The following is a 26,167-nucleotide window of genomic DNA, read 5'->3' as shown; positions in this document are numbered from 1 at the left end:
ATCGTCGTCACGCTGCCGGGCGGAACCGATTGGTCACCGCGACGAACTGGCTCAGCTTGGCCTGCGCGGCCCCGGAAGCCACCACCTCGCGGGCACGCTTGACGCCCTCACCCACCGAGCCGACCACGTTGGCGCAGTACATGGCCGCTCCCGCGTTCAACAACACGATGTCGCGCACCGGGCCGTCCTCGTTGGCGAGTGCGCGCTGGATGCACTGCACCGATTCCTGCTGATTCGCCACCTTCAGCACCCGAGAGTCGTAGACCGGCAGGCCAAAGTCGCTGGGGTGCACGACGTACTCACGCACTTCGCCGTTCTTCAACTCGCCCACCATCGTCTCGCCGGACAGCGAGATCTCGTCCATGCCATTCATGCCGTAGACGACCATCACGTGCTCGGAGCCAAGTCGCTGCAGCACCCGGACCTGGATGCCCACCAGATCGGGGTGGAACACGCCCATCAGTTGATTCGGTGCGCCAGCGGGGTTCGTCAGAGGCCCCAAAAGGTTGAAGATCGTGCGCACGCCCAGCTCTTTGCGAACCGGCGCCGCGTGCTTCATCGAGGCATGGTGGTTGGGGGCGAACATGAAGCCGATGCCCGATTCCTCCAGGCAGATCGCCACCTGTTCAGCGGTCAGGCCGATGTAGGCTCCCATTGCTTCGAGCACGTCCGCACTGCCCGAGGTGGACGACACGCTGCGCCCGCCGTGCTTGGCCACGCGGGCGCCGCCAGCGGCGGCCACCAGCATCGCGGCGGTGGAGATGTTGAAGGTGTGGGCGGCATCGCCCCCGGTGCCACACAGGTCGACCAGGTGCGTCTTGTTGGCGATCGCCACCGGCGCAGCAAACTCGCGCATCACCTGCGCCGCCGCGGCGATCTCGCCGATCGTCTCCTTCTTGACGCGCAGGCCGATCGACAAGGCGGCGATCATCACGGGGGACATTTCGCCGCCCATGATGCGGCGCCACAGCGCCAGCATCTCGTCGTGGAAGATCTCACGGTGCTCGATGACGCGGACGAGCGCGTCGGTGTTGCTGATGCTCATGGTCGTCAAGCCGGGTGGGAGAAGAATTCACGCACCGCCGCGATGGCGGTGTCGATGCCAGCGGCATCCACATCAAGGTGGGTCACGAAGCGCAGGCCGATCAGGCCCGTGGCCAACACGCCTCGCGCTGCCAGGTGGGCCAGCAACGCGGCGCCACGGCCATCGGCCACCTGAGCGAAAACGATGTTGGTCTGGGGTGGCGTCACGGTCAGCCCCGGAATGCCCGCCATGCCAGCGGCCAGACGTTGGGCCAGCGCATGGTCATCGGCCAAGCGGTCGATGTGATGGGTCAGCGCATAGTCCGCGGCGGCCGCGAGCAAGCCCACCTGCCGCATGCCGCCACCGGCCATCTTGCGCACCCGGTGCGCGCGCGCGATCAGCTCGCGCGAGCCACACAAGGCCGAGCCCACCGGTGCCCCCAGCCCCTTGCTGAAGCAGACCGAGACACTGTCGAAGTGACGGGTGATCTCGCGGGCCGGCACCTGGGAGGCCACCGCGGCGTTGAACAACCGCGCGCCATCCAGATGAGTCGCCAGGCCGCGCCGCTTCGCCAGAGCGGTCGCCTGTTCGATGTACCCGAGCGGAAGCGCATTGCCGTTCCAGGTGTTCTCCAGGCACAGCAGTCGGGTCTTGGCGAAATGGGCGTCGTCCGGCTTGATGGCCGCTTCGATGTCCGACAGCAACAGCGTGCCGTCCGGCTGGTTGGGCAGGGGCTGAGGCTGGATGCTGCCCAACACCGCCGCTCCGCCGCCTTCGTAGCGGTACGTGTGGGCCATCTGCCCGACGATGTATTCATCACCGCGGCCGCAATGGGCCAGCAGCCCGCACAGGTTGCTTTGCGTGCCGGTCGGCATGAACAAGGCGGCCTCGAAACCCAGCAAGCCAGCGACGCGTTCTTGCAGGGCATTGACGGTCGGATCGTCGCCGAAGACGTCATCACCCAACGGAGCCGCCATCATGGCCTCACGCATGCCCGCCGTCGGCTGAGTGACCGTGTCGCTGCGCAGGTCCACCCGCCGCTCGCCGGCCGGGCGCAAAGTGCCGCTGCCGTACTGGACGGCCGTCATGCCCTGCCCCCCGCACGGCTCATCATCAAGAAGTTGCGCAGCATCGCGTGACCATGTTCGGAAAGGATGGATTCAGGGTGGAACTGCACGCCCTCCATCGGACAAGAGGTCGCCGCCAGCTCACGATGACGCACCCCCATGATCTCGCCATCCTCGCTCGTCGCGGTGATTTCGAGCACCGCCGGCATGGTTTCGCGCTCGATCGCCAGCGAGTGGTAGCGAACCACGTCGAACTCACTGGGAAGGTCACGGTACACCCCCTTGCCGTCGGTCTTGATGCGGCTCGACTTGCCGTGCATCTGCACCTGCGCACGGATGATGCGGCCGCCCAGCGCGGCCCCCATGCTCTGGTGGCCGAGGCAAACCCCCAGGATGGGCAGCTTGCCCATGAATTCGCGGACCGCAGGAACGCACACGCCCGCCTCGTTCGGCGAGCACGGCCCGGGCGACAGCACCAGATGGTCCGGCTTCAGCCCTGCAATGCCTTCGAGCGTGATCTCGTCGTTGCGGAAGACACGCACCTCCTCGCCCAGCTCACCGAAGTACTGGACCAGGTTGAACGTGAAGGAGTCGTAGTTGTCGATCATCAACAGCATGGCGGCGCTCCCTCAAAAACCTTCTTCGACCAGCTCGGCCGCGCGGATCACCGCCCGCGCTTTGGCCTCGGTCTCTTTCCATTCCAGCTCGGGCACCGAGTCGGCCACGATGCCCGCGGCCGCCTGGACGTACAAGGTGTTGTCTTTCACGATGCCGGTGCGGATCGCGATGGCCACGTCCATGTCGCCGGCGAAGCTGAGGTAGCCGCAGGCGCCGCCGTAGATGCCGCGCTTGACCGGCTCCAGCTCGTCGATGATTTCCATCGCGCGCACCTTGGGGGCGCCAGTGAGCGTGCCCGCGGGGAACGTGGCCCGCAAGACGTCGAGGTTCGTGGTGCCGTCTTTCAGCAGCCCCTCGACATTGCTCACGATGTGCATGACGTGGGAGTAGCGCTCGACGACGAAGGCCTCGGTCACCTTCACGCTGCCGGTCTTGGCGATGCGGCCGATGTCGTTGCGCGCCAGATCGATCAGCATCAGGTGCTCGGCGCGCTCCTTGGGGTCGGCGCTGAGTTCAGCTTCCAGCGCCTTGTCCTGCTCGGGGGTCGCGCCCCGCGGCCGGGTGCCGGCCAGCGGACGGATCGTGATCTTGTCGCCATCGGCACCATGCTCATGGCGCACCAGGATCTCCGGCGACGCACCCACGATCTGGAAATCGCCCATGTCATAGAAATACATGTACGGCGAAGGGTTCAGCGACCGCAATGCCCGGTACAGACTGAGCGGCGATTCGGTATAGCGCTTCTTCAGTCGCTGGCCGATCTGGACCTGCATCATGTCGCCCGCCGCAATGTACTCCTTGCTCTTGAGCACCGCCGCGATGTAGTCGTCCTTGGCGAACTCGCGCTCCACCGCGTGCGCCGGGCCGCGGCGCACCGCCGGGGCGGTGACGCTGTATTTCAGCTTGTCCGCCAGCTCAGCCAGGCGTTTCTTGCCCTTGAAATAGGCCTCCGGCTGAGCGGGATCAGCCCAGACGATGAGGTAAAGGCGGCCGGAGAGGTTGTCGATCACCGCCAACTCTTCGGTCTGCAGCAGCAGGATGTCGGGGGTACCGATTCCGCCCGGCTTCTGGGTGCCGGCCAGCTTGGGCTCGATGTAGCGCACCGCGTCGTAGCCGAAATAGCCGGCCAGCCCGCCGCAGAAGCGTGGCAGGCCAGGGCGAAGCGCGACCTTGAAACGTTTCTGGTAGTCGGCGATGAAATCCAGCGGATTGCCTTCATGGGCCTCCACGACGCGCCCGTCGGTCACGACTTCGGTCAGAAAGCCGGTGGCACGCAGCAGCGTGCGGGCCGGCAGGCCGATGAACGAGTAGCGCCCGAAACGCTCGCCGCCGACGACGGATTCGAGCAAAAAGCCGTGCTTCTGGCCACCAGCCAGTTTCAGATAGAGCGACAGCGGCGTCTCCAGGTCGGCGAACGCTTCCGCGATCAGCGGAATGCGGTTGTAGCCCTGGGCCACGAGGCTTTGGAATTCGAGTTCAGTGATCACTTGACGGGTCCTGGCGAGGGCCCGCGCCGGGTCGCATGGCGCGACAGTCAGGCTGGCGGCGGGCCGGGTCTGGCAATGCGGCGGGCCGGGATCAGGCGCGCACCGCTAGGAATCCGGGGCACCGATGGATCGATGAGATCGGACAGCGCCAACGGCAAAACGGTTCAGGCAGGCGAGCGCCGCCAGGGCCAAGCTCCCCGGTCGTGCGACCACGCCATCCGTTTGCGCGAAGTGAACATGATGTGGAAAGTGTAGCAGTCGCGCCTGGTTTTTCGGGTTACGAGGCATGGACATCGCCGTAACACTGATTCACACTTTGCCGCCTCATCCAGGGGTTCGTATGTAGAGCGAGGGTACCCCTGCGGACAAAATAATTCCTGAAAGGTCGTGCCCCATGTGGCGTCGTTTGGGTTCGAGCGCCCTGCTCGGCATCGCGATTTCTTTGACGAGCTTGTCGGCCGCCGCGGCCGAGACTGTGGAGTTGGCGGGGGTCAAGTACGAGACCACCGAACAAGTCGGCGGCAAGAAGCTCGAGCTCAACGGCGCAGGTGTTCGTTACAAGGCCATCTTCAAGGTCTACACCGCTGGCCTGTACCTGCCGGCGAAGATGGGCACCGCCGAACAGATCTATGCGGTGACCAACGAACCCCGGCGGGTGCACATCGTGATGCTGCGGGAAATCGACGCCAACGAGCTCGGCAAGCTGTTCACCCAAGGCATGGAAAAGAACTCGCCGAGGGAGATCTTCGCCAAGTCGATCAACGGCACGATCAAGATGGCCGACATGTTCTCCAAGCGCAAGAAGCTGGGGGCAGGCGATTCGTTCACGGTGGACTGGATCCCCGGCACCGGCACCTTGATTTCAGTGAATGGCAAGGTCGAGTCCGAGGCCATCAAAGAGCCCGAGTTCTACACCGCGCTGCTGAGCTTGTGGCTGGGCCCGTCACCCGCTGACAATCTTTTGAAAGACGCCCTGCTCGGCAAGCCGCGCGCCAGCGGCCGGGGCAATGATCAACAGTGAGAGAACGTTTCTTGCTAACACTCGCGTCCGTACGCGACCGGGCACCAGATTGACCCGTTCGCGGTTATGGTAAGCAACTGATATAAGGGCAGGCGGCGCGCGACCCGCGTCCGACCTGGGTTGTAGTGACCGGATAGTTGTCCGACATCGCGGACAGCCGGATTTTCCTGATGACGCCGAGATGACGTACCTTGTCCGACGCCTGACGATCGCCAGCGGTTCCGTGGGCCTGGCCGCCCTGCTGTTCCAGGCGGACGTGCGGGCCCAGACAACGCCGACGCCAGCGCCCGCCCCTGCGCCCACAGTCGCGCCCGCGCCAGGCGCGTCGCAGGCCGATCCGTCGATCAGCGATCGGGTCAAGAAGGACGCTGCGAGCCCGCTGTACTGGATCAGGCTGAACGCCCAGAAGAACGACTCGGCCGCTCCGGCCAAGCCGGCACCTCGCATCACGGAAGTGAAACCGGTCGCCGCCGCGCCCCGGCCCACGCCCGCGCCGCCGCCGTCCGCACTGCCTGCCACCAGCCCGCCCACGGCAACTGCCACGGCCGCCGCCGCTCCGGTGAACACGCCGCCCACCAGCACCGCGCCGGCGACATCGGTGGCCAGCAACGGCGCGGGCATGCCTGCCAGCACCGGCGCAGCGGCACCCGTCACCCCTGCACCGAATGTGGCCGCGAATGCCGCCGCAGCGCTGTCGAATCCGGCGCCGCAGGGCGTCGGCGCCGCTGCGGGCCTGGCTGCCGGCGCGGGCATGGCGACGCCGTCAGCCGCGTCTCAAGCCACCGAAGCCGCCCGAACCGCCACCGCACCGCCCGAAGAGCCCGACGATTCGCCGCTGGCCTTGATCAAGGCCGATGAGCCCGAATTCCCGATCACGGTGATGCGGCGGCTGCGAAAGGGCACGGTCCAGGTCCGCTTCGACGTGATGCCGGATGGCTCCGTCAGCAACGCCGCCGTGGTCAACACCACCCACCGCAGCCTGAACGAGGCGGCTCTGGAGGCCGTGGCCGGCTGGCGCTTCCAGCCCGTGCGTGCGGCTCGCACCGCCGTGGTGGATCTCGGGTTCGATCTGGACAGCTGATTCCCGCCAAGCAGCCGCCGCTGGCCACCGGGAGGCCGGGCGGCCAGACTGCGGATGTCAGCCGATCAGCGAAATGTCGTCCAGCCGATCGATCACGGCATCGGCTCCCGCCGTCTCGGCAGGCTCGCCGTGGTTATAGCCATAACGAACGAGCACGACGGGGCACTCGGCACCACGGGCAGCCTGCACATCATTGCGTGAATCGCCCACCATCAAGGTGCGCGGCGGTGCACTGCCCAGCGCCTCGCAGGCTTTGCGAAGCGGAAGCGGATCGGGCTTCTTGCGCTCGAACGAGTCACCCCCGAAGCAATGCTCGAAACTGTCGGCCAGCCCTTTGGCTTCCAGCAACTGGCGCGCAAAAGTCACCGGTTTGTTGGTCAGGCAAACCAGGCGCAGCCCGGCGTGACGCAGCCGCGCGAGCCCCTCGACCACGCCGGGATAGACCGCCGAGTGCAGGCCGTTGATGGCCAGGTAATGGTGCTGGTAGTGCGTCCAGGCCCGCTCGTACAGAGAGGCGTCGCCGCCCGCCTGCGCCAGCGTCTGCCTGATCAGGTGCTCCGAGCCCTGGCCCACCGTGCGCTCGATGAACGCCCGGCTCACGGCGGGCAAGCCCAGGTCAGAGAGGCTGCGGTTCAAGGCGGCGTCGAAATCGCCCACGGTATCGACCAGCGTGCCATCGAGGTCGATCAGCGCCGCGTCATAGCGCAGCGCGGTCACCGTGCCAGCTCAGCGCGCATGGCGTCGATGACCTTCCGGTAGTCCTTCTGGCCAAAAATCGCACTGCCCGCGACGAAGGTGTCCGCCCCCGCATCGGCCACGCGCCGGATGTTGTCGACCTTGATGCCGCCGTCGACCTCCAGCCGGATGTCGCGGCCGCTCGCATCGATGATCTGTCGCACCTTCTCGGTCTTGCGCAGTGCGCTGTCGATGAAGCTCTGCCCCCCGAAGCCGGGGTTCACGCTCATGATGAGCACCAGATCGACCTTGTCGATGACCCACTCCAGCACGTCGATCGGCTCGGCCGGGTTGAAAACGAGGCCCGCTTGCGCGCCCTCGGCCTTGATGAGTTGCAGCGTGCGGTCCACGTGCGTGCTGGCATCGGGGTGGAAGCTCACCAGATCGGCGCCGGCCTTGGCAAAAGCCTGGGCGAGTGCGTCGACCGGCTGCACCATCAGGTGGACGTCGATCGGGGCCGGCGTGCCATCGGGCCGGACGGCGTGGGGCTTGAGCGCCTGGCACACCATCGGCCCGAAGGTGAGGTTGGGCACGTAGTGGTTGTCCATCACGTCGAAGTGGATCCAGTCCGCGCCGGCGGCCAGCACATCGCGCACCTCCTGCCCCAGGCGGGCGAAATCGGCCGAAAGAATGCTGGGGGCAATGCGAAATGTGCGGCTCATGGCAAGACCGTGGTGGAGGACAAAACAGGCAGTCCAGCATTCTAGGAGGCCCATTCAGGCCCATTTCCAAGGGCCCGACGCCGCGTCTTTCTAGAATGCCGGCATGAGCGCGCCGCAATTCACCGTCTCGGTGGTCACGCAGTACCTGCCTGAACAATCCTCCAGCGCGGACGATGTCTTCGCTTTCGCCTACACCATCACCATTCGCAACACCGGCTCGGTGACCGGGCAGCTCGTCGCGCGTCACTGGATCGTCACCGACGCCGCCGGCACCGTCGACGAGGTTCGCGGCCTGGCCGTCGTGGGCCACCAGCCGGTGCTCAAGCCGGGTGAACAGTTCGAGTACACGAGCTGGACACGCATCGCCACCCCGCGCGGGCGCATGCAGGGCACCTTCTTCTGCATCACCGAAGACGCCCACTGGTTCGAAACGCCCATCCCGGCGTTCGAGCTGGCACAGGCTCAAGCCCTGCACTGATGGCGCATTGGGACCTGAGCGCGCTGCTGAACGCAGCGGATCCTCGGGCGCCAGCCGCCGAGCAGCATCTGTGGCTGGTGCGGTGGCTGCAGTGGCTGCGCTCACCGGGTCCGGTGTCGGCGGGCGAGTCGCCGGCTGAAGCGGCCGACCCCTCGACGCCCTGGCCGATCCGCCGGTTGCGCCTGTTCATTGACGTGGCTGAACGCCACGACGAACACCGCCAACGCGTCAGCGGGTTGTGGCGTGCGGTCTTTTCACGGCTGGATGCCACCGGCCTGCTGGCGGACTTCGGCTTCGCACCGCGCCACGGCTTCGTCAGTGAATTCGCCGAGCGCCTGCGGCTGGCCAGCCTGCCGGGCACGCCACAGACGACCGACCTGGGCGCACTGTTTCCGCAACTGTTCACCGGGCCCGACGACGCGGCGTGGATCGCGGCGATCGATGACGCCACGGTCTCTCGCCTGCTGGCGCTGGTCCTGCCCGAGGCCACGCCGGGAGAAGAAGCCTGGCGTGGGCCCATGGTCGAGTCGATCCAGTTGCTGGCCAGCCAGATCCGGGCGTCGGGGCTCTCGGGGCCGATGCGCTTGCGCATGGACCAAGCCCGCCTGGCAGACCGGCCGTTCCACCAGGTCGTTCAGGCGGCCGAGGCGTTGCGGGCCGGCCATCGCAGCGGGGACGACGGCCCAGCTCGCCTCCAGCAAGCAGCCTATCTGCGCGCGGTGCTGGACGCCTGCCGCGATGCGGCCGCCAGTGTGCGCGACCACCTCGACGAACACGGCGTGTCGGTCGATCTGGTGTTCCAGGTCGAACAACTGGCCGAGCGCGGCGAGCGCATCGATGCCCTGCTGGCCTGCCTGGTGAGTGACCTCGCCGCCACCGCGTCGGTCGAGCCACAGGCCGCCGAAGCCGGTGCGCGCCACGGCGCAGCCGAGATGCGCCACCTGGTGGTTGGCTTGGTGCGCTGCACGACCGAACGCCGATCGCTGTCGGGCCTGTTCCGGCGTCACTACGCCTTGCTGGCGCGAAAAGTCACCGAGCGCAGCGCGGAGACCGGCGAGCACTACATCACCCGCAACCGCACCGAGTACCGGGCGATGCTGGTCCAGGCCGGCGGCGGCGGTGCCGTGATCGGCTTCACCGCCCTGGCCAAGTTCGCCCTGGGGGCGATCGCGATGTCCGCGTTCTGGTCCGGCTTCGCCGCGGGAGCCAACTACGCGGCCAGTTTCGTGCTGATTTACCTGCTGCACTGGGCCGTGGCCACCAAGCAGCCCGCGATGACGGCGCCGGCCATGGCGGCCAAGCTGGAGAACGTGGCCGACGATGCGGCCGTCGAAGGCTTTGTCGACGAGGTGGCCAACCTGCTGCGGTCTCAGGTCGCCGGCATCGTGGGCAACCTCGGCGGCGTCATCCCCGTGGTGCTGCTGGCGCAGGGGCTGGCGTGGTGGGTGCTGGGCGCCCCCCTGGTCGGCGAGAAGTCAGCCCACTATGTGCTGCACTCCTTGCACCTGCTGGGGCCGACGCTGCTGTTTGCCGCATTCACCGGCGTGCTGTTGTTCGCCTCCAGCCTGATCGCCGGTTGGGTCGAAAACTGGTTCGTCTTCCACCGGCTGGACAGCGCCATCGCCTGGAACCCCCGCATCCGCGACCGCCTCGGGCCGCAGCGTGCGGCCCGCTGGGCTGCGTGGTGGCGCCAGCACATATCCGGCCTGGCCGCCAACATCTCGCTGGGCTTCATGCTGGGTGTGGTGCCGGCACTGGGCGCCTTCTTCGGCCTGCCTGTCGAAGTGCGCCACGTCACGCTGGCCATGGGCCAGCTCGCGGCAGCGCTCGGCGCCCTCGGCCCCGATCTGCTGAAGCAACCCGACTTTTGGTGGTGCCTGGCGGCGGTGCCTTTGGTGGGCGTGCTGAACCTGAGCGTCAGCTTCTGGCTCGCCTTCAAGCTGGCGCTGGCCTCGCGAGGCCTGAGGGTCACCGACCGGGGTCGCCTCTACGCGGCCCTGCGCCGCCGCTGGCGCACCGCGCCGCTGAGTTTTCTGCTTCCGCCGGCCGAGCCGCGGCCGCCCGCCTGATCAGGTCCGATCCTTGTTCCCCGATGCGTCGCCCTTGCCGCCGTCGTCACCGCCCGGAGGCTCTCCGCCACGCCGGCCCGAAAACATCGTCCACCAGACGATGAACACCAGCAGCCCGCCGGCCGCCAACGCTTCGAGAATCAACCACGCCATGTTCAAGTTCCCGCGCCGTGCTGGCGCGCCGTATCGATTGTCGTTGCGCCGCCTGGCGCTGTGGGCGGGAGCCGCCCTGCTCGCCTCGTGCTCGTGGATGGAGCGACAACCTCCGGTGCCTGTCGAAGAGCGGGGCGGTGCCACGCCCTCTGGCACCGCGGCGTCGCCCGCCTCACCGGCCTCGGCCGCCAGCGCCCCCGTGCCCGCGCCACCCGGCACGCTGGAGCGCCCGCGCGCCCGCTGGGTGCCGGCCACCTTCAACGAGCTGCCCGGTTGGGGCCAGGACCGCGTCGCCGAAGTGTGGCCCGCCCTTCGGCTGAGCTGCGGCAGCGCCGCACTGGCCTCGTTGGCCGAGGCCTGGGGCAGCGTGTGCAGCCAATCGCGCCAGTTCTACCCCGCCGACGACGCCCAGGCCCGCCAGTGGCTGGAACAGCGCTTCAAGGTTTACCGCGTTGAATCACTCGAAGGCGACCCGGCCGGGCTGGCCACGGGCTACTTCGAGCCGCTGGTCGAAGCAAGCCGCAAGCCCACGCGTCACCGCAAAGTGCCGCTTTACGCCCCGCCCGCCGACCTGGGCCAACGCAAACCCTATTGGACGCGGCAGGAGCTGGACTCTCTGCCGGCGGCACAAGCCGGCCTCAAGGGCCGTGAGATCGCCTATGTGGAAGACCCGTTGGATGCGCTGGTGCTGCAGGTGCAAGGCTCGGGGCGCGTGCGGGTGGCCGAACCTGACGGCAGCGTGCGCCTGCAGCGCTTGGCCTTTGCGGCCCACAACGACCAGCCGTATCGATCGGTCGGCCGCTGGCTGATCGACCAGGGCGAGCTGGCCGCCGGTGAAGCCAGTTGGCCCGCCATCAAGGATTGGCTCAAGCGCAATCCCAAGCGGCTGAACGAAGCGCTCTGGCAGAACCCTCGCACGGTGTTCTTCCGCGAAGAGCCCCTGCCCGATCCGGCCCTGGGGCCCAAGGGCGCCCAAGGGGTGCCGCTGACGCCGGGCCGCTCGATCGCGGTGGATCCGCAATCGATGCCCTACGGCACGCCGGTGTGGCTCGACACCACCGAGCCCCTGTCGACCAAACCCCTGCAGCGGCTGGTGATGGCCCAGGACACCGGCGGCGCGATCGTCGGCGCGGTGCGGGCGGACTACTTCTGGGGCTGGGGTGACGAGGCCGAAAACCAGGCCGGGCGGATGAAGCAGCCGCTGCGCGCCTGGGTGCTCTGGCCCAAGTAGGGGCCACAACGCGTCGTGCGGGGCGGGAGGCCAGGCGGTCAGGGCAGCCGAGACAGACGAAGCTGCAGGGCTTGGCCCATGCGGCCGTCGGGGGCAGCCCAGTGGCCCACCTCTTGCCATTGATCGAGCACCAGCAACAAGTCGCCGTCCACATGCCGGGCGCTGCCGGCCGAGTCCGGCTCGGGCTGTTCGAAGCGGAAACCCACCTGAGCCGGCGCCGTGCCGCCGGGCCATTGAACCTGCACCCAGAGCGAATCGCGGCGAGTCGGGCGGGAAGCGCCGCCTTGGAGGCCCTGGCCGAACGGGGTCCAGATCCAGTCGGGTGGCGCCGAAGCATCGCTGCCGTGCAGTGCGATCTGCGCCTGGCCCCCGTTGCGGACGACGAGACGTGGCGCCACGGGTTCGGCGGTCGCCGTGCGCGTGGTCACGGAGCCGGGGGCGGTCGTCGTCGGCCCCGACGTCGACACCGAGACCGAATCCGGCGCGACGACCGCGACCGGCGGCGAGGGCCAGGGCGTCAACCGCCATTGCAGGCTGAAGTTGACCGCCGGCGGCCCGCCTGCCGCATGGGCGCCGAAGGCGATCAGCATCCCCATCAGCCAAAATGATCTGCGCATCACACTGGGCGTCCGGCTCATGGCAACACTCTCAGTTCGTTGACGACACCTTCGACATCATCGAGGGCGCGCACCAGCGCTTCCAGCGCCTGCGACTCACCCTCGGTGCTGACACAACCTTGCAGCCAGATCCAACGTCGCTGGCCCAGCGCCCACACGCTCGTCGTCGCGTTGAAGCGGCCGTCCGCGTCGATGGCCTTTTGCACGCGTGGCACGATCTCCGCGTCGTAAAGGTAGCTGTTGGGCAAACGGCAACGGCCCGCCCGGTAGCAGCTGGTGCCGCGCTCGGCGCGGCCATGGGCCTGCGCCCGGGCCTCGGCCTCGGTCAGCAACGGGCCAGGGGGCACGGGGCAATTCGCCTGGCCGTGCGTGACCTGCAGGAACGGATCATTAAAGACGTTGCGGCGCGGTTCATCGTCGGCCGCCAAAGCGACGCCGACCGCCCCTTGCACCACGATGACGAACCAGACCGCATTGCGCATGGCCCGATGATGCGCCCAGCCATCCGCGGCCGGGCTATGGCGTGTTCACACTACGCAGCCCCGTGCGAACGGGTTGTCCAGGGAGGCAGGGCAAGGCGCCCGACGCCGCCCAGGCTGGTGCCTGGGCCAGTTGGGCAACGCCGCCATGCGCCCTGGACGGCCCGTTCCCGAAGGGTTGCCACCAGAACCAGCCGCCCGCGGCGTTGCAAAGCCTCGCCGGGGCACCACCCCGGCTTCGTTTTGCGCCTTGCGCTCGACCGGTTCTGGTGGCAACGCATCGGGGCTCCGTCGTGTGAACACGCCGTTAGGAACTACTTCAGGCCACCCGACAGGAACTGCCGCAGCCGCTCGCTGTGGGGCTTGACCAGCACTTCGCGCGGCAAACCCTGCTCTTCGATCACGCCCTGGTGCAGGAAGATGGCCTGGCTCGCGACCTCTCGGGCGAAGCCGATTTCGTGCGTCACCACCAGCATCGTGCGGCCCTCTTCGGCCAGCGCACGCATCACCTTCAGCACCTCGCCCACGAGCTCAGGGTCGAGCGCCGAGGTGGGCTCATCGAACAGCATCACCTCGGGCTCGACGGCCAGCGCGCGGGCGATGGCCACCCGCTGCTGCTCGCCGCCCGAGAGCTGGGCCGGATAGTTGTTCTCGCGGTGCGACAGGCCCACTCGCGCCAGCAAGGCACGCGCCTTGTCGCGCGCCACCTGGGGCTTCTCGCCCAGCACGTGAATGGGCGCTTCGGTCACGTTCTCGATGGCGGTGCGGTGCTGCCAGAGGTTGAAGCTCTGGAACACGAAGGCCAGGCGCGAGCGCCAGCGGCGCAGTTGGGCCGGGTCTGCCGCCGTGAGGCTGCCATCGCGGTCGCGCTTGAGCTGCAGCGTCTCGCTGCCGAGGCGCAAGGTGCCTTCGTGCGGCTGCTCCAGCAAGTTCAGGCAGCGCAGCATCGTGCTTTTGCCCGAGCCACTGGCACCGATGATGGCCACCACGTCGCCCGGCTGGGCCGCCAGCGACACGCCACGCAGCACCGGGCGGTCGCCAAAGCGCTTGTGCAGGTTCTCGACCGCCAGGCCGACGTGGGCAGGAGATGGAGCGGGTGAGTTCAATGCCTGCCCCATCACGCCGAGAGCAACGAGCCGCTGCGCAGCGCCTCGCGCCCCGCCACCTTGCCGACCGGCATGCCGGCCACCGCGAAGCGCCTGCGCTCGCGGGCGAAGAAGAGACCGTCGACGGGGCTGGCGAGGACGCTGGCGGTGCCGGTGATCGGGTCGATGATCTCGGCCAGCGGCTCGCCTTCCCGCACCCGCACCCCCACCTCGCGCAGGAACACGAGCACACCCCCATGCGGGGCGTACAAGGGCATCGAGCCGGCCAGCGGCGTGGGCTCGCACAGGGGGGCGGGAAGCGTCGGCGGCACATCGAGCCGGACGGCGCCACGGTGGTGCAGGTAGCCGATGATCGCCTCGGCATCGCGCACCGCCAGCTCGTGCGAGACATCGCCCTCGCCACGCAGCTCGATCGTCGCGGCCAGGCACGCGGGCGGCAACGGAACAGACGGGCCCAGCCGCTCGGCCAGGTCGGGCCACAGCATCGAGCAGGCCTCGTCGAACGGGTCGCCGCCGGACCGGCCGGCCAGCAGGGCCACCTCGGCGCCGAGGCAACGTGTGAGCAGCTCGCCGCCCGCCGCCCAGCCCGCCTGGGTGCTGTAGAGGTGCAGCAGCGCTTCGCCGTCGCAATGCAGGTCGAGCACGACGTCGGCGTCCACCGCCATGCCCAGCAAGAGCCGACGCAGGTCATCCAGCGGCGTGGCGGCGGGCAAGGCCGCCACGGCCGCCTTCAAGGCACCGCGCGCCAGCGCCACATTCGCTGCGGCATCGCCAGTCCAACCGGTGCCGCAACGGTCGATCACCGCCTGCGTCAGATCGGCGAAGTGGCGGTTGAAGTTCTCGCCGCTGCCCCACTCGAAGCGGCCCTGATGCGAGCGCAGCATCCATTGGCCCAGGCCCAGCGGGTTGGCGGCGGGCACCAGCACGACCTCGCCGGTCACCTGCCCCGCCGCATCGAGCGCGGCCAGCCGCGTGCGCAGGTGGTGCGCGACCAGCATGCCCGGCACTTCGTCCGCATGCAGCGAGGCCTGGATGTACACCTTGGGTCCGGCGCCCGGCTGGCCGTGGTGCAGGCTGATCAGTTCATGGCGGGCACCCGGGGTGCTGGCGAGCAGGCTGTGGTGTTCGGTTCGCATAGGGGGCAAGGGCAGATCAGGAACGGGCGGTCAGCGGCGCGAGCCAGCGTGCCTCGGCCGCCCGGAACAGGCCGACGAGCACGAAGGTGAGCGCCAGGTAGAACGCCCCGGCGGTGATGAAGGCCTCGAATGGCATGTAGTAGCGCGAGTTGACCTCGCGCGCGGCGCCGGTCAGGTCGTACAGCGTGACGGTGCTGGCCAGCGAGGTGGCATGCAGCATCAGCACCACTTCGTTGCCGTAGGCGGGCAACGCGCGACGAAAGGCAGACGGCAGAACGATGCGGCGAAAGACCGTCCAGCGCGACATGCCCAGCGATTTGGCAGCCTCGATCTCGCCGGCCGGCACCGAGCGCATCGCGCCGTAAAGGATCTCGGTGGTGTAGGCGCCCGTGTTGAGCACGAAGGCGGCCACGGCGCAGAACCAGGCCGAGCGGAACAGCGGCCATAGCGCGCTTTCACGGAACACCTCGAACTGGGCGAGGCCGTGGTACAGCAGGTAAACCTGCAGCAGCAAGGGCGTTCCCCGCATCACATAGGTGAACACCCAGACCGGCCGCCAGGCCCACGGCGACGGCAAGCTGCGCAGCATCGACAGCGGCAGCGCCAGCGCCATGCCGAACGCGAGGGACAGCACCAGCAAGGCCAGCGTGACCAGCACCCCCTGGCCATACAGTGGCAGGCTGTCGCGAATGACGTCGAAATCCATCTCGTGGCTTCCCGGTCAGACCGACACCTGGCGCACACCCATCGCCAGCTTGCGTTGCAACGCGGCAAAGGCCCATTCGGACACCGAGGTGAACAGCAGGTACATGCCGCCCGCCGCGAGCAGGAACACGAAGGGCTTGTGCGTCGCGCCGCCCGCTTGACCCGCGCGGTTCATCAGGTCGGACAGGCCGATCACCGAGACGATGGCCGTGCTCTTGATCATCACCAACCAGTTGTTCGACAGGCCTGGCAAGGCATGGCGAAGCATCTGCGGCCCGACGATCCGCACCAGCACCTGCAGCGGCGTCATGCCGAAGGCAAGCGCGGCCTCTTTCTGCCCGGCCGGCACGGCCAGGAAGGCCCCGCGCAAGACCTCGGTGATGTAGGCGCCGAAGATGAAGCCGATCGTCAGCACACCGGCGACGAACGGATCGATGTCGATGTAGCCCCAACCGAACCGGTCACCCAGGTGGTTGATGAGGATCTGTCCACCGTAGAAGATGGTCAGCATCATCACGAGGTCGGGCACACCGCGGATCAGCGTGGTGTAGCCCTGTGCCAGCCAGCGCAGCGGCCGCACCCGCGAGAGCTTGGCGACGGCGCCCAGCAGCCCCAGCATCAACGCAATGACCAGCGATGCAAACGCCACCGCCAGCGTCAGCAGCGAGCCCTCCAGCAGGCTCGCGCCATAGCCGTGCAACATCCCAGCAGCCCCTCTTGCTCTCGTCTTTCTTGCTCGGCTTCCCGACCGGACTCGACCGCAGCCCGGCTTACTGGCCGTAGATGTCGAAGGTGAAGTACTTGTCCTGGATCTTCTTGTAGGTGCCGTTGGCGCGGATCGCGGCGATCGCCGCATTGAGCTTCTGCTGCAACGCGGTGTCACCCTTACGCACGGCGATGCCGGCACCGATGCCGAAGATCTTCGGGTCATCGATGGCGGGGCCCACCTGCGCAAAGCCCTTGCCGGAAGGCGTCTTGATGAATCCCATGTCGGCGGCCACCGAGTCACACAGCACGGCATCGATGCGGCCGGCGGTCAGGTCTAGAAAGATCTCGTCCTGCTTGGCATAGCGCACGATCTCGCTGTCCTTGAAGTGCTGGGTCGCGAAGCGGTCATGCGTGGTGGTGCGCTGAACGCCGATGCGCTTGCCCTTCCATGCGGCGGCAGATTGGTCGGCCGGCGTGCCCGCCTTGGCCACCAGCCAGGCCGGGGTGTTGGAATACTTGTTGGTGAACAGCACCGACTTCTGGCGCTCTTCGGTGATCGACATCTGCGCAACGATCGCATCGAACTTGCGCGCCTGCAGCGCGGGGATCATGCCGTCCCACTCCTGGTTCACCAGCGTGCACTCGGCCTTCATCTCGGCGCACAGCGCATTGGCGATGTCGATGTCGAAACCCTTGATCTTGCCGTCGGTGCCGATCTCGGAGAACGGGGGGTAGGCGCCTTCGACCGCGATGCGGACCTTTTTCCAGTCAGGGGCCTGGGCCTGGGCGGCCGGGCCGGCAACGGACAGCAGCGCGGCAAGCGCAGCGGCGAAGAGGGTGTGGCGGCGAAGGGTCATGGTCGGGTTCTCCTGGCAATCCGCGGCGGCAAGGGCCGCCTCAACATCATTGGAAAAGGCCCCGGCGGTGCGCGGTGACCTGCTTTGATTCGAGTGGGTGGCAGCGAGGCGGGCGCGCGCTCAACGCGTCCACGGGCTGAACAGCGGGCGGCTCATGCGCACGGGCGTGATGTCCAGGTACAGGCTGGCCACCGAGTACTCATCGCTGCCGGACTCATCAGAGTACCAGCCCATGCTGTCCTTGCCCTTGTAGATGCGGAAGGAAAACCCCAAGTCGGCCAACGGCTCGTTGGCCGGCGCCTTGGGGTCGAAGCTCAGGCCGCGCACTTCCTTCTGGTTGCTGTCGATCAGGAAGCCCATCGCGTTGGACAAGGTCGAATCGCTGAGCATGTCGATGTAGAACGGCTCGTTGCTGTATTCGGGCTTGTAGGTGGGCGAGTTGGGATCGAGGAACTGCCCACGGCGCTTGCGCTCGGACGGCTCGATGCGGCGAAGGCCCAGGTCGAAGCGGTCCCCACGGTCCAGGTAGGTCAACCGCGCCCCGTTGACGTTGAGCGCGCCGACGTTGGTGTCGGTCTTCACATCGTTGAGGTCGATCAGCAAGGCGCCCTTGCCGCCGATGACCTCGACCATGTCGCCCTGCACGATGGCCGCCGAGTTCTCCTCGATGCCCAGGCCGAGCTTGTAGCCCTTGGCCAGCATCAGCGGAATCATCCGGCCAAAGCGGCCGCGCTTCAAAAAGTGCTGGTCGACGAAAAGATTCGGCCCGACGAAGCCCAGGCCGTGGTCGATCTCCTTGCCTTCGCGCAGCTGGCCCTTCATCACGCTGAGCACCGACAGCGCATCGCGGAACATGACGGTGCTCATGATCGCCGCGCCTGCCGAGGTACCGGCCACCACGCCGCCACGGCGGTAGACCTCCCAGATCACGTTGAGCATCGGCGTGTTGTGTCCGCCGGGTTTGAAGGTGTCGACGATGCGCTCTTGCGCGCCCCCGGTGAAGAACACCCCGTCGGCGTTGCGCACCAGTTCGAGCAAGCGCTCGTCACGCACCGCCTTGTCGAGATCCACCCACTTCAGCTGCGGCGCCACCGGCATCGACTCGGCCACAGCGCCGCGCCGCTCCAGCAGCTCGGAAGCGCGCCGCCCTGCCTTGTCCGGCGTCTCGGACGCGGTGCCGAAGACGACCCAGCGGGCGCCCTTGCCGCCCGAGAGCTCGACCATGCGCGACCAGACCTCATCGTTATCGGCCTTCAGCGCACCGCCGATGATCACCGCGTAGCCTTTGACCGGTTCGCCGACCTTGGTCTCGCGCACCATCGAGGCACGCGAGCCCGCACTGGGAACCGGGCTGGTCACCGCCGCCGACGCGGCCGAATCCGGGGCGACGGGCGCCGTAGCCGCTTGAGCGGCATGGCTCGACACGGGGCCCAGCAGGCCCACAGACGCCACCAGGGCGGTCAGGGCCGAAACAAGTTTTTTCAATCTTGGGTTCATGTCAGACGTTATGTTCCGGGCTCCCCGGGGGCATCTTGGCATTGGCATCGCCCCGCAGCCTCCTAGAACAAGGGATGGACTCGTTCTTGCATCGTGCCTGGGGCCGATGCCACGGCCGTGATGATGCACGCAGTTGCGCCCTTGCCACGGCCGCAGCTGCGCGGATATGCGAAGCATCGCAGGCTTCATAGACTGCATTGGTGCCAGCAGTTCCCACTTTTTCCGAAAGTACCCGATGAGCCGAGCCCCCCGCCACGCCCTTCCCGCCCTCCACCTGTTGGCACAGGTGGCCTGGCTGGCGATCGGCATCCCCCTGGCCGCCAACGCCCAGGCCCCCGCCACGGATGACGCCAAAGCGCCGAAGCCGGCGCGTGTGGAGATCACCGGCTCAGCCATCAAGCGCATCGACGGCGAGACCGCATTGCCCGTTCAGGTCATCACGCGAGAGGAAATCGACAAGGCGGGCCTGACCACGGCCTCCGAGATCGTCGCCCGCATCAGCGCCACCGCCAGCAACCTGACCGATGGCGGCAGCCTGGCCTATGGCGGCTTTCGCGACCAGATGGGCTTCAATGGCGCCAATCTTCGCGGCCTCGGGGTTTCGTCCACGCTGGTGCTGCTGAACGGGCGACGCGTGGCCAACTTCGCCTCACCCGGCGACAACGCCGGCGTCGACCTCAACACCTTGCCCGCCGCAGCCGTCGATCGCGTCGAGGTGTTGCTGGACGGCGCCTCGTCGCTGTACGGCAGCGATGCCATCGGTGGGGTGATCAACTTCATCACCCGCCGCGACTACCAAGGCATTGAGGTCAACGCCATGGGCGGCGCGACCCAGGAAGGGGGCGCAGGCAAGCGCAGCGTGACCGTCTCGGCCGGCTTCGGCGACTTCTCTGCCGACCGCTTCAATGTCGTGACCGTGCTGGACTACCAGCAAACCGATTCGCTCAATGCCCGCCAGCGGCAGTTCATCAGCGATCTGAAGATTCCCGAGCGGCTGCCTGACCTGCTGTCGAGCTACGGCTTCCCGGCCAACATCCGCCTGGGTGATGAACAGTACGAAGCGCTCGTGGCGGAGGGCTTCTCGACCAACGGCAAGACGGTCATCGACTCCTACACCATCAACCCAGCCGCGGCGACGGGTTGCAATCCGCCGGCCACGCTGTACCTGCCAGACGGCATCGGCGGCATCGATGGCTGCACGTACGACTACATGCGTGCGATCGAGCTCTACCCCAAGAGTGAACGAACCAGCCTGTTTGGCCGCGGCACGTTCGACCTGGGTAGCGGGCACCAGGCCTTCCTGGAGGCCTCGTGGGTGAGCTCTCGCAGCTTTTACTCGGGCACGCCCAACCGCGTCGCGGCGGACATCGACGTCTCTTTGGTGCCGGCGTTGGCCGGCACCAGCCTGGCCAGCCTGCCGGCTGATGACGAGAACCGCCTGATCACCGTTCGCGCGCGGCTGGTGGAGGCCGGCCTGCGAACCAGCGAACTGATCTCGTCGGGCCAGCGGTACGTGGCCGGCGTGGGCGGAACACTGGGCGATTGGGACTACGAGCTCGCGTTCAACCACAGCACCAGCACCGTCTCTGACCGCGATCACCAGGGCTACCTCAACGAAGACATGGTGCTCGAAGGCTTCGCCAGCGGCGTGCTGAATCCGTTCGGCGCCTCGGGTGATGCGGGCCGCCAGCTGTACGAGGCCGCCCAGATCCGCGGCGAGGTTCGCAAATCGACGGGCACGATGGACAGTGTCGACTTCAAGGCCTCGACCTCGCTGATGAAGCTGTCGGGCGGCGACCTCGCACTGGCGCTGGGCGGCGAGTTCCGCCGTGAAGAGCAGGACTACCACCAGTCTGAGGCTCTGGCCCAGGACCTGATCCTCGGCGAAACCTCGCAGGGCCCGGACGCCGATTTCAGCAAGGCCCGCAAGGTGGCGGCCGTGTTCGCCGAGTTGAATGCGCCGCTGGCCGCCGGTTTGGAACTGCAAGCCGCCATGCGTTACGAGCGTTACCAGGTGTCGGGCGGCGCCTTCAGCCCGAAGCTGGGCTTGCGCTACACCCCCTCCAAGGAACTGCTGCTGCGCAGCTCGATCGGCGCGGGCTTCCGGGCACCATCCATGACCGACCTGTATCGGCCGCTGACCAGCGGCTCGTCGGCGACGGTCACTGATCCGGTGTGCCTGGCCCAGGACCCTGATGCGACCGTGACCGACTGTTCCGACATTTGGACAACACTCAACTACAGCAACCCCAATCTCAAGTCCGAGCGCTCACGCCAGTTCTCGTTCGGCGCGGTGCTCGAACCCAAGCCAGGCCTGAGCCTGAGTGCAGACTACTGGAGCATCGAAAAGCGCAATCTCATCAGCACCTTGGGTGTTGACGTCATCCTGGCCAATCTCGACAAGTACGGCGGCTTGGTGCGCCGCTACAGCGACCCGGCTGAAGATCCGAACACCGACTTCATGCGGGAATGCGGCGACGACCTGGACCCGGATGACCACGAGATCTGCTACATCGAGCTGGTCAAGGAGAACCGCGGCAAGCAGATCATCTCGGGCTTGGACCTGGGCCTCGCTCTGTCGAAGATCGACACCGACGTCGGCCGATTTGGCGTTCGACTCAACGGCACGCTGACGCTCACCTCCAAGCAACAGATGGGCAATGGCGACCCGTACGTCAGCAACCTCGGGCACTTCGTCAACGATGGCGTGGTGCAGCGGTGGCGTCACTCGCTGTCGGTCGACTGGGAGTACGGGCCGTACAACGCAACGCTGACCAACCACTACCTGTCAGGCTACAAAGACCAGACCATCATCGGCAAGCCTGATCGCCAGGTTTCGGCCTACACCCTGTGGGACGCCTCGGCGGGCTGGGACGTGACCAAGCAGCTGTCGCTGCGAGGCGGCATCAAGAATGTGTTCGACACGCCGCCACCGTTCTCGCAGCAGGCGTGGTTCTTCCTGTCGGGCTACGACCCCAGCTACACCGACCCGCGCGGCCGCTTCTTCTACGCCAGCGTCCAGTACAAGTTCAAGTAACCCCCTCGGAACTGGCCATGCCCTATCCTCCAGGGCATGGCTACCGACCTTTCCTCTCTGGCGGCGCTGGCCGCCGACACCGCGCATGATCTGACGAGCGAGGCGGCGCTGCGGGGCGTCTATGCCACCGGCCCGGGCGACACGTCGCTGGCCAAGGTGTGCGATCACGTGCACCCGCTGTACCGGCCCTACATCGAGGCAGCCCCGTTCGCGGTGCTGGCCACGCGCGGCCCGAACGGGCTGGACACCTCACCACGCGGCGACGGGCCGGGGTTCGTGGTCGTGGCCGATGACAAGACCTTGCTGTTGCCCGATCGGCGCGGCAACCAGCGCATCGACAGCCTGCGCAACGTGGTTCACGACCCGCACGTCGCGCTGTTGTTCCTGATCCCCGGCGTCGGCGAGGCGCTGCGGGTCAACGGCAGCGCCCGCATCTCGGCGTCACCCGCGTTGTGCGCGTCGCTGGCCGTCGATGGCAAGGCGCCGGCCTCCGTGCTGGTGATCCGGGTCGCGAGCGTGTTCTTTCAGTGCGCCCGGGCCGTCAAACGCTCGTCGTTGTGGGACGCAGCGGCGCAGATCGGCCGCGATGCGTTGCCGTCGCCCGGCCTGATCCTGCAAACGCTCAGCGAATCGCGCATCGACGGTGCCGCCTACGACGCCGCGCTGCAGGCCCGCCAGGCCGCCACGCTGTACTGAACTGCCCCCATCACGGCGGATCACGTGCAGGGAGTGCCGGAGCAGTTCGACCAGCCGCAAGACCGCGCGGAGTTCCGCCGTGCCAACGGCCTGGACGGCGTCGAGCTATACCGCGCCCACATCGTGCACCACGAGTTCGCCCCCCATGCCCACGACGGCTACGGGCTCGGCGTGATCGAGGCCGGGCAGGAGCGATTCGACTACCGGGGCCGGCGGCATCTGGCGCCGGCCGGCACGATCGTGATGATGCAGCCCGGCGAGCTTCACACCGGCGGCCCGGCCTCGCCCCTGGGGTGGCGCTACCGGATGATGTACCTGGACGAAGCGGCCCTGGCCAGCCAGTTGGGGGCGGAGCCGCTCTGGCGCTTCGACCATGCCGTCTGGGCCGGCGACACCGCGCGCGCTGTCGCCATGGCCCGTGGCCTGCACGCGCTGTGGCATGCCCGCGGCTCGGACGAGGCGGATGCGGCGCTGTGCCAGGTGCTGACCTTGTTGGCCCCGCTGGCGGCACGTGCTGCAGCGCCCTCGGTGAACGCATCGCCGAGCCTGCGGCCCTTCGCTCGGGTGGTGGACGCCTTGCATGATGACTTGACGCGCGAATGGCGGTTGCACGAGTTGGCCGCCCTGGCCGACCTCAGCCCGTTTCACTTCCAGCGCGCTTTCAAGGCTGCCTACGGCGTCAGCCCGCACCAATGGCGTGTCGCGCTGCGCCTGGCCGAGGCCAAGCGCCTGCTGGCGCGGGGCGCACCCGTGGCCGAGGTGGCCGCCACCGTGGGCATGGCAGACCAGGCGCACCTGACGCGCCGCTTCGTGGGCATGTACGGCGTCACCCCGGCGCGCTACCAGCGGCAGATCAGCGGCGGTTGAGGGCCAGCGTGGCCGTCAGCGCGCCGGCTCGTCGAGCGGCTCCAGCACCGCCTGCGCCGCTCGCTGCACCGACCGGCTGAGTGCCTCCAGCACCGCCGGGCCGCGCCGCTTGTGCTGCCAGTACAGCGGCACCGCCAAGGTCTGGCCCGGCACCAGCTCGACCAGGGCGCCGCGATCGAGCAGGGGTTGCACCATCGCCGTCATGTTCATGCCCCAGCCCAGCCCCGCCAGGCATCCATCGACGAAGGCCTGGGTCGACGGCAGCCAATGAGTCGGCGCGGGCTGGTCGTGGCCCAGCACCTGGGCGACCCACTGCTCCTGCAAGCGATCCCTTCGGTTGAAGGTGAGCGATGGCGCGTGGGCCAAGGCCGCGGCGTCGACCCCACCACCGAAGTGCCGCTGCATGAAGGCCGGGCTGGCGGTGGCGCAGTAGCGCAGGCGCCCCAGCGGCAAGCTGCGGCAGCCCGGCACCGCGGTCGCCAGCGCCGTCACGGCGGCCACCACTTCGCCGCTGCGCAACCACTCGGCCGTGTGCTCTTGATCGTCGAGGCTCAGGTCCAACAGCAGGGGCGCCGCCGCCGTGGCTTCGGCCGCGGCAGCGATGAACCAGGTGGCCAGACTGTCGGCATTCACCGCCACCGGCAGGGTCACGCGGCCCTGCACACCGTGGGCCAGTGCCGGCAGGTCGGCCAGCAACTCGTGTTCCAGCAGCCCCACCTGCTCGGCATGGCGGGCCAACGCCCGGCCCGCTGGCGTCGCGCGGGCCGGGTTGGATCGCACGACCAGCACCTGGCCCAGGCGCTCTTCGAGCAAACGCACACGCTGCGAGACCGCCGAGGGCGTGAGGTGCAGGGCCCGAGCCGCGCGCTCGAAACTGCCTTCACGCAGCACGGCCGACAGGGCTTCGATCAAGGCGTAGTCGAGCAAGTCAGGGGCCTTCCTAAACGCCGCTTCACCGGCTGAAGAAAGTCTAACTGGCGACAACGCGCGGCCCTTGGCAAGCTGCGCAGCATGTTCGAAGACCTGATCCCTCCGCCCCCGATGTCCTGGCTCGACCCTGCCTTGCAAGGCCTGGCACTCACCTTCGGCCTCATCGTCGCCATCGGTGCTCAAAACGCCTTCGTGCTGCGGCAGGGCCTTCGCCGCGAGCACGTGGCCCCGATCATCGTGTTCTGCACCGCCGCCGACGCGGTACTGATGGCCGCGGGCGTCGCCGGGCTCGCCAGCCTGATCGGCGCCCAGCCCGGCTTGGCGCGGGTGCTGGCCGCAGGTGGCGCGATCTTTCTCGTCGCCTACGGCTTGCGCGCGTTGTGGAATGCTCGCGCGCCGGGTGCCCTGCAGGCCGCGAACAGCCCGGGTCTGGGCCGCCGCCAGGCGCTGATCCAGGTCGCCGGATTCACCTTGCTGAACCCGCACGTCTACCTGGATTCGGTGCTGTTGATCGGCACCATCGGCGCCCAACACGACAGCATGGCCGCACGGGCCGCGTTTGTCGGCGGCTGCGTGACCGCCAGTGCCGTCTGGTTCACCGCCCTGGGCTATGGGGCGCGGCGGCTCGCGCCCCTCTTTGCCCGGCCTCGCGCATGGCAGGTGCTGGATGCGCTGGTCGGCCTGACGATGCTGGTGCTGGCCTGGCGGGTGGCGCCCATGGCCTGGGCCGCACATTGACCCAGGCGCCGGCCGCCGCGGCCCGCCGGCGCCTGCGCAACGCGGTACAAGACCGTGCGCCGTCGCCCCGTGCATCATCGGCGCATGACCATGGGTGTTTTGTTCGCGCTGGCGGCTGGCCTGATGTGGGGGCTGGTGTTCGTCGGCCCGGTGATGCTGGCCGACTATCCAGCGGTGTTGCTGTCCTTCGGCCGCTACCTCGCGTTCGGGCTCATCGCGCTGCCGCTGGCTTGGCTCGATCGGGCCAACCTTCGTCAGTTGTCGCGGGCCGATTGGGTCGAGGCGTTGAAGCTGGCCCTCGTCGGCAACGTCGTCTACTACCTGTTCCTCTCGTCGGCCATCCAGCGCGCCGGCGCCCCACTGCCCACGATGATCATCGGCACGCTGCCGGTGGTCATCGCCACCTGCGCCAACATCCGCAACGCCGAGCGTGACGGCAAGTTGCCCTGGCGGCGCCTGGCCCCCTCGCTGGCCCTGATCGCCATCGGCATCGGGCTCGTCAACCAGGCTGAATGGGCGGCGCTGCGCCATGACCCCGAGGCGGATGTGGGCCGCTATGCGCTCGGCGCCCTGCTCGCCATCGGCGCCGTCGTCTGCTGGACCTGGTACCCGCTGCGCAATGCCGACTGGCTGCGCGCCCACCCCGACCGCAGCCCGCGCAGTTGGGCCACGGCGCAGGGCGTGGCGACGCTGCCCCTGGCCGTGGTGGGCTTCGCCGCCACCTGGGGTTGGTTCGAGGCCACCGGGGCACCGTGGGCCATGCCCTTCGGGCCACGGCCCGAATCGTTCATCGCCCTGATGGTGGCCATGGGCCTGCTCTCATCCTGGCTCGGCACGCTGTGTTGGAACGAGGCCAGCCAACGCCTGCCCACCAACCTGGCCGGCCAGCTCATCGTCTTCGAGACGCTGTCGGCACTCGCTTACGCGTTCGTGTTGCGCGGCCAATGGCCCGGCGCATTCACCCTCGCCGGCATCGCGCTGCTGATCGCCGGTGTCGCCTGGGCGCTGCGGGTCGAGCCTGAGCCGGTGGCGGCCGAGGGCCATCCGAACTAGGGCGTGTTCACACTACGCAGCCCCGTGCGAACGGGTTGTCCAGGGATGCAGGGCAAGGCGCCCGACGCCGCCCAGGCTGGTGCCTGGGCAAGTTGGGCAACGCCGCCATGCGCCC

The 26,167-nt window shown here is 68.0% G+C and carries 26 protein-coding genes; 10 read left to right on the top strand and 16 right to left on the bottom strand.

Annotated features, from left to right (window positions below; all coding sequences use genetic code 11):
• Positions 1-7: 7 nt before the first annotated feature.
• The 4 genes from trpD to trpE are packed head-to-tail and all read right to left on the bottom strand — an operon-like array spanning position 8 to position 4,196.
• Positions 8-1,045, bottom strand: coding sequence for an anthranilate phosphoribosyltransferase (gene trpD, locus AACH06_RS15930; RefSeq protein WP_341426741.1), 1,038 nt, complete (start codon positions 1,043-1,045; stop codon positions 8-10).
• A 5-nt stretch (positions 1,046-1,050) separates the two neighbouring features.
• A complete protein-coding gene (gene ltaE / locus AACH06_RS15925) occupies positions 1,051-2,112 on the bottom strand; it encodes a low-specificity L-threonine aldolase (RefSeq protein ID WP_341426740.1) in 1,062 nt (353 codons plus the stop codon).
• Positions 2,109-2,708, bottom strand: coding sequence for an anthranilate synthase component II (locus AACH06_RS15920; protein WP_341426739.1), 600 nt, complete (start codon positions 2,706-2,708; stop codon positions 2,109-2,111). Before AACH06_RS15920 ends, ltaE begins: the two co-directional genes overlap by 4 nt.
• A 12-nt stretch (positions 2,709-2,720) precedes the next feature.
• A complete protein-coding gene (gene trpE / locus AACH06_RS15915) occupies positions 2,721-4,196 on the bottom strand; it encodes an anthranilate synthase component I (protein ID WP_341426738.1) in 1,476 nt (491 codons plus the stop codon).
• A gap of 394 nt (positions 4,197-4,590) precedes the next feature.
• Between trpE and AACH06_RS15910 the strand changes: the two genes are divergently transcribed.
• Both AACH06_RS15910 and AACH06_RS15905 read left to right on the top strand, forming a co-directional pair.
• Entirely contained in the window at positions 4,591-5,217 is a 627-nt protein-coding gene (locus AACH06_RS15910; protein WP_341426737.1) for a chalcone isomerase family protein, read from the top strand.
• Positions 5,218-5,398: 181 nt separating this feature from the next.
• The gene (locus tag AACH06_RS15905; RefSeq protein WP_341426736.1) at positions 5,399-6,298 is read left to right on the top strand and encodes an energy transducer TonB; all 900 of its coding nucleotides are present in this window, start codon (positions 5,399-5,401) and stop codon (positions 6,296-6,298) included.
• Positions 6,299-6,355: 57 nt separating this feature from the next.
• Here the strand turns inward: AACH06_RS15905 and gph are convergent, their stop codons facing one another.
• Together gph and rpe are read right to left on the bottom strand one after the other, a co-directional pair.
• A complete protein-coding gene (gph, locus tag AACH06_RS15900; RefSeq protein WP_341426735.1) occupies positions 6,356-7,015 on the bottom strand; it encodes a phosphoglycolate phosphatase in 660 nt (219 codons plus the stop codon).
• Positions 7,012-7,695, bottom strand: coding sequence for a ribulose-phosphate 3-epimerase (gene rpe / locus AACH06_RS15895; protein ID WP_341426734.1), 684 nt, complete (start codon positions 7,693-7,695; stop codon positions 7,012-7,014). The genes gph and rpe overlap by 4 nt, the downstream gene beginning before the upstream one ends.
• 103 nt (positions 7,696-7,798) lie before the next feature.
• Here rpe and apaG point away from each other — a divergent pair, with 103 nt between their 5' ends.
• Complete coding sequence (gene apaG, locus AACH06_RS15890) at positions 7,799-8,173, top strand: Co2+/Mg2+ efflux protein ApaG (protein ID WP_341426733.1); 375 nt, start codon at positions 7,799-7,801, stop codon at positions 8,171-8,173.
• The gene (locus AACH06_RS15885; RefSeq protein WP_341426732.1) at positions 8,173-10,242 is read left to right on the top strand and encodes a site-specific recombinase; all 2,070 of its coding nucleotides are present in this window, start codon (positions 8,173-8,175) and stop codon (positions 10,240-10,242) included. Before apaG ends, AACH06_RS15885 begins: the two co-directional genes overlap by 1 nt.
• Here AACH06_RS15885 and AACH06_RS15880 read toward each other — a convergent pair whose 3' ends face one another.
• Positions 10,243-10,395: a hypothetical protein gene (locus tag AACH06_RS15880; protein WP_341426731.1), complete on the bottom strand. Its 153-nt coding sequence runs from the start codon at positions 10,393-10,395 to the stop codon at positions 10,243-10,245. It lies immediately after the preceding gene.
• On the opposite strand from AACH06_RS15880, the gene mltA reads away from it, so the two are divergent.
• A complete protein-coding gene (gene mltA / locus AACH06_RS15875) occupies positions 10,394-11,626 on the top strand; it encodes a murein transglycosylase A (RefSeq protein WP_341426730.1) in 1,233 nt (410 codons plus the stop codon). The two genes, AACH06_RS15880 and mltA, sit on opposite strands and share 2 nt — an antisense overlap.
• Before the next feature lie 38 nt (positions 11,627-11,664).
• Here the strand turns inward: mltA and AACH06_RS15870 are convergent, their stop codons facing one another.
• The 8 genes from AACH06_RS15870 to AACH06_RS15835 all read right to left on the bottom strand — a co-directional run bounded on the left by AACH06_RS15870 (position 11,665) and on the right by AACH06_RS15835 (position 18,719).
• Entirely contained in the window at positions 11,665-12,243 is a 579-nt protein-coding gene (locus tag AACH06_RS15870; protein WP_341426729.1) for a hypothetical protein, read from the bottom strand.
• Between the two features lie 17 nt (positions 12,244-12,260).
• The gene (locus AACH06_RS15865; protein WP_341426728.1) at positions 12,261-12,725 is read right to left on the bottom strand and encodes a BON domain-containing protein; all 465 of its coding nucleotides are present in this window, start codon (positions 12,723-12,725) and stop codon (positions 12,261-12,263) included.
• Positions 12,726-13,036: 311 nt separating this feature from the next.
• Positions 13,037-13,840 carry an ABC transporter ATP-binding protein gene (locus AACH06_RS15860; RefSeq protein ID WP_423222043.1) on the bottom strand — a complete coding sequence of 268 codons (804 nt, stop codon included), beginning with the start codon at positions 13,838-13,840 and terminating at the stop codon, positions 13,037-13,039.
• On the bottom strand, positions 13,840-14,964 hold the full coding sequence (locus AACH06_RS15855; protein WP_341426726.1) for a succinylglutamate desuccinylase/aspartoacylase family protein: 1,125 nt from the start codon (positions 14,962-14,964) through the stop codon (positions 13,840-13,842). Before AACH06_RS15855 ends, AACH06_RS15860 begins: the two co-directional genes overlap by 1 nt.
• A gap of 16 nt (positions 14,965-14,980) precedes the next feature.
• A complete protein-coding gene (locus tag AACH06_RS15850; RefSeq protein ID WP_341426725.1) occupies positions 14,981-15,670 on the bottom strand; it encodes an ABC transporter permease in 690 nt (229 codons plus the stop codon).
• 15 nt (positions 15,671-15,685) lie between these two features.
• Positions 15,686-16,372: an ABC transporter permease gene (locus tag AACH06_RS15845; RefSeq protein ID WP_341426724.1), complete on the bottom strand. Its 687-nt coding sequence runs from the start codon at positions 16,370-16,372 to the stop codon at positions 15,686-15,688.
• Between the two features lie 67 nt (positions 16,373-16,439).
• Positions 16,440-17,234: an ABC transporter substrate-binding protein gene (locus AACH06_RS15840; protein ID WP_341426723.1), complete on the bottom strand. Its 795-nt coding sequence runs from the start codon at positions 17,232-17,234 to the stop codon at positions 16,440-16,442.
• Positions 17,235-17,354: 120 nt separating this feature from the next.
• Positions 17,355-18,719 carry a cyanophycinase gene (locus tag AACH06_RS15835; RefSeq protein WP_341426722.1) on the bottom strand — a complete coding sequence of 455 codons (1,365 nt, stop codon included), beginning with the start codon at positions 18,717-18,719 and terminating at the stop codon, positions 17,355-17,357.
• A 247-nt stretch (positions 18,720-18,966) separates the two neighbouring features.
• Here AACH06_RS15835 and AACH06_RS15830 point away from each other — a divergent pair, with 247 nt between their 5' ends.
• The 3 genes from AACH06_RS15830 to AACH06_RS15820 all read left to right on the top strand — a co-directional run bounded on the left by AACH06_RS15830 (position 18,967) and on the right by AACH06_RS15820 (position 23,331).
• A complete protein-coding gene (locus tag AACH06_RS15830; protein WP_341426721.1) occupies positions 18,967-21,768 on the top strand; it encodes a TonB-dependent receptor in 2,802 nt (933 codons plus the stop codon).
• A 66-nt stretch (positions 21,769-21,834) separates the two neighbouring features.
• The gene (locus AACH06_RS15825) at positions 21,835-22,464 is read left to right on the top strand and encodes a pyridoxamine 5'-phosphate oxidase family protein (protein ID WP_423222044.1); all 630 of its coding nucleotides are present in this window, start codon (positions 21,835-21,837) and stop codon (positions 22,462-22,464) included.
• Positions 22,465-22,488: 24 nt separating this feature from the next.
• Complete coding sequence (locus tag AACH06_RS15820; protein ID WP_341426719.1) at positions 22,489-23,331, top strand: AraC family transcriptional regulator; 843 nt, start codon at positions 22,489-22,491, stop codon at positions 23,329-23,331.
• Between the two features lie 15 nt (positions 23,332-23,346).
• Here the strand turns inward: AACH06_RS15820 and AACH06_RS15815 are convergent, their stop codons facing one another.
• On the bottom strand, positions 23,347-24,258 hold the full coding sequence (locus AACH06_RS15815) for a LysR family transcriptional regulator ArgP (RefSeq protein WP_341426718.1): 912 nt from the start codon (positions 24,256-24,258) through the stop codon (positions 23,347-23,349).
• A gap of 114 nt (positions 24,259-24,372) precedes the next feature.
• Here AACH06_RS15815 and AACH06_RS15810 point away from each other — a divergent pair, with 114 nt between their 5' ends.
• A complete protein-coding gene (locus AACH06_RS15810) occupies positions 24,373-24,999 on the top strand; it encodes a LysE/ArgO family amino acid transporter (protein WP_341426717.1) in 627 nt (208 codons plus the stop codon).
• An 84-nt stretch (positions 25,000-25,083) separates the two neighbouring features.
• Positions 25,084-26,052, top strand: a complete 969-nt coding sequence (locus AACH06_RS15805; protein WP_341426716.1) for a DMT family transporter — start codon at positions 25,084-25,086, stop codon at positions 26,050-26,052.
• Positions 26,053-26,167 lie beyond the last annotated feature (115 nt).

The organism is Ideonella lacteola (assembly GCF_038066555.1).
GTDB lineage: Bacteria > Pseudomonadota > Gammaproteobacteria > Burkholderiales > Burkholderiaceae_C > Ideonella > Ideonella lacteola.
The sequence above is the reverse complement of the archived record's forward strand: the minus strand, read 5'-3'. Positions and strand labels throughout refer to the sequence as shown.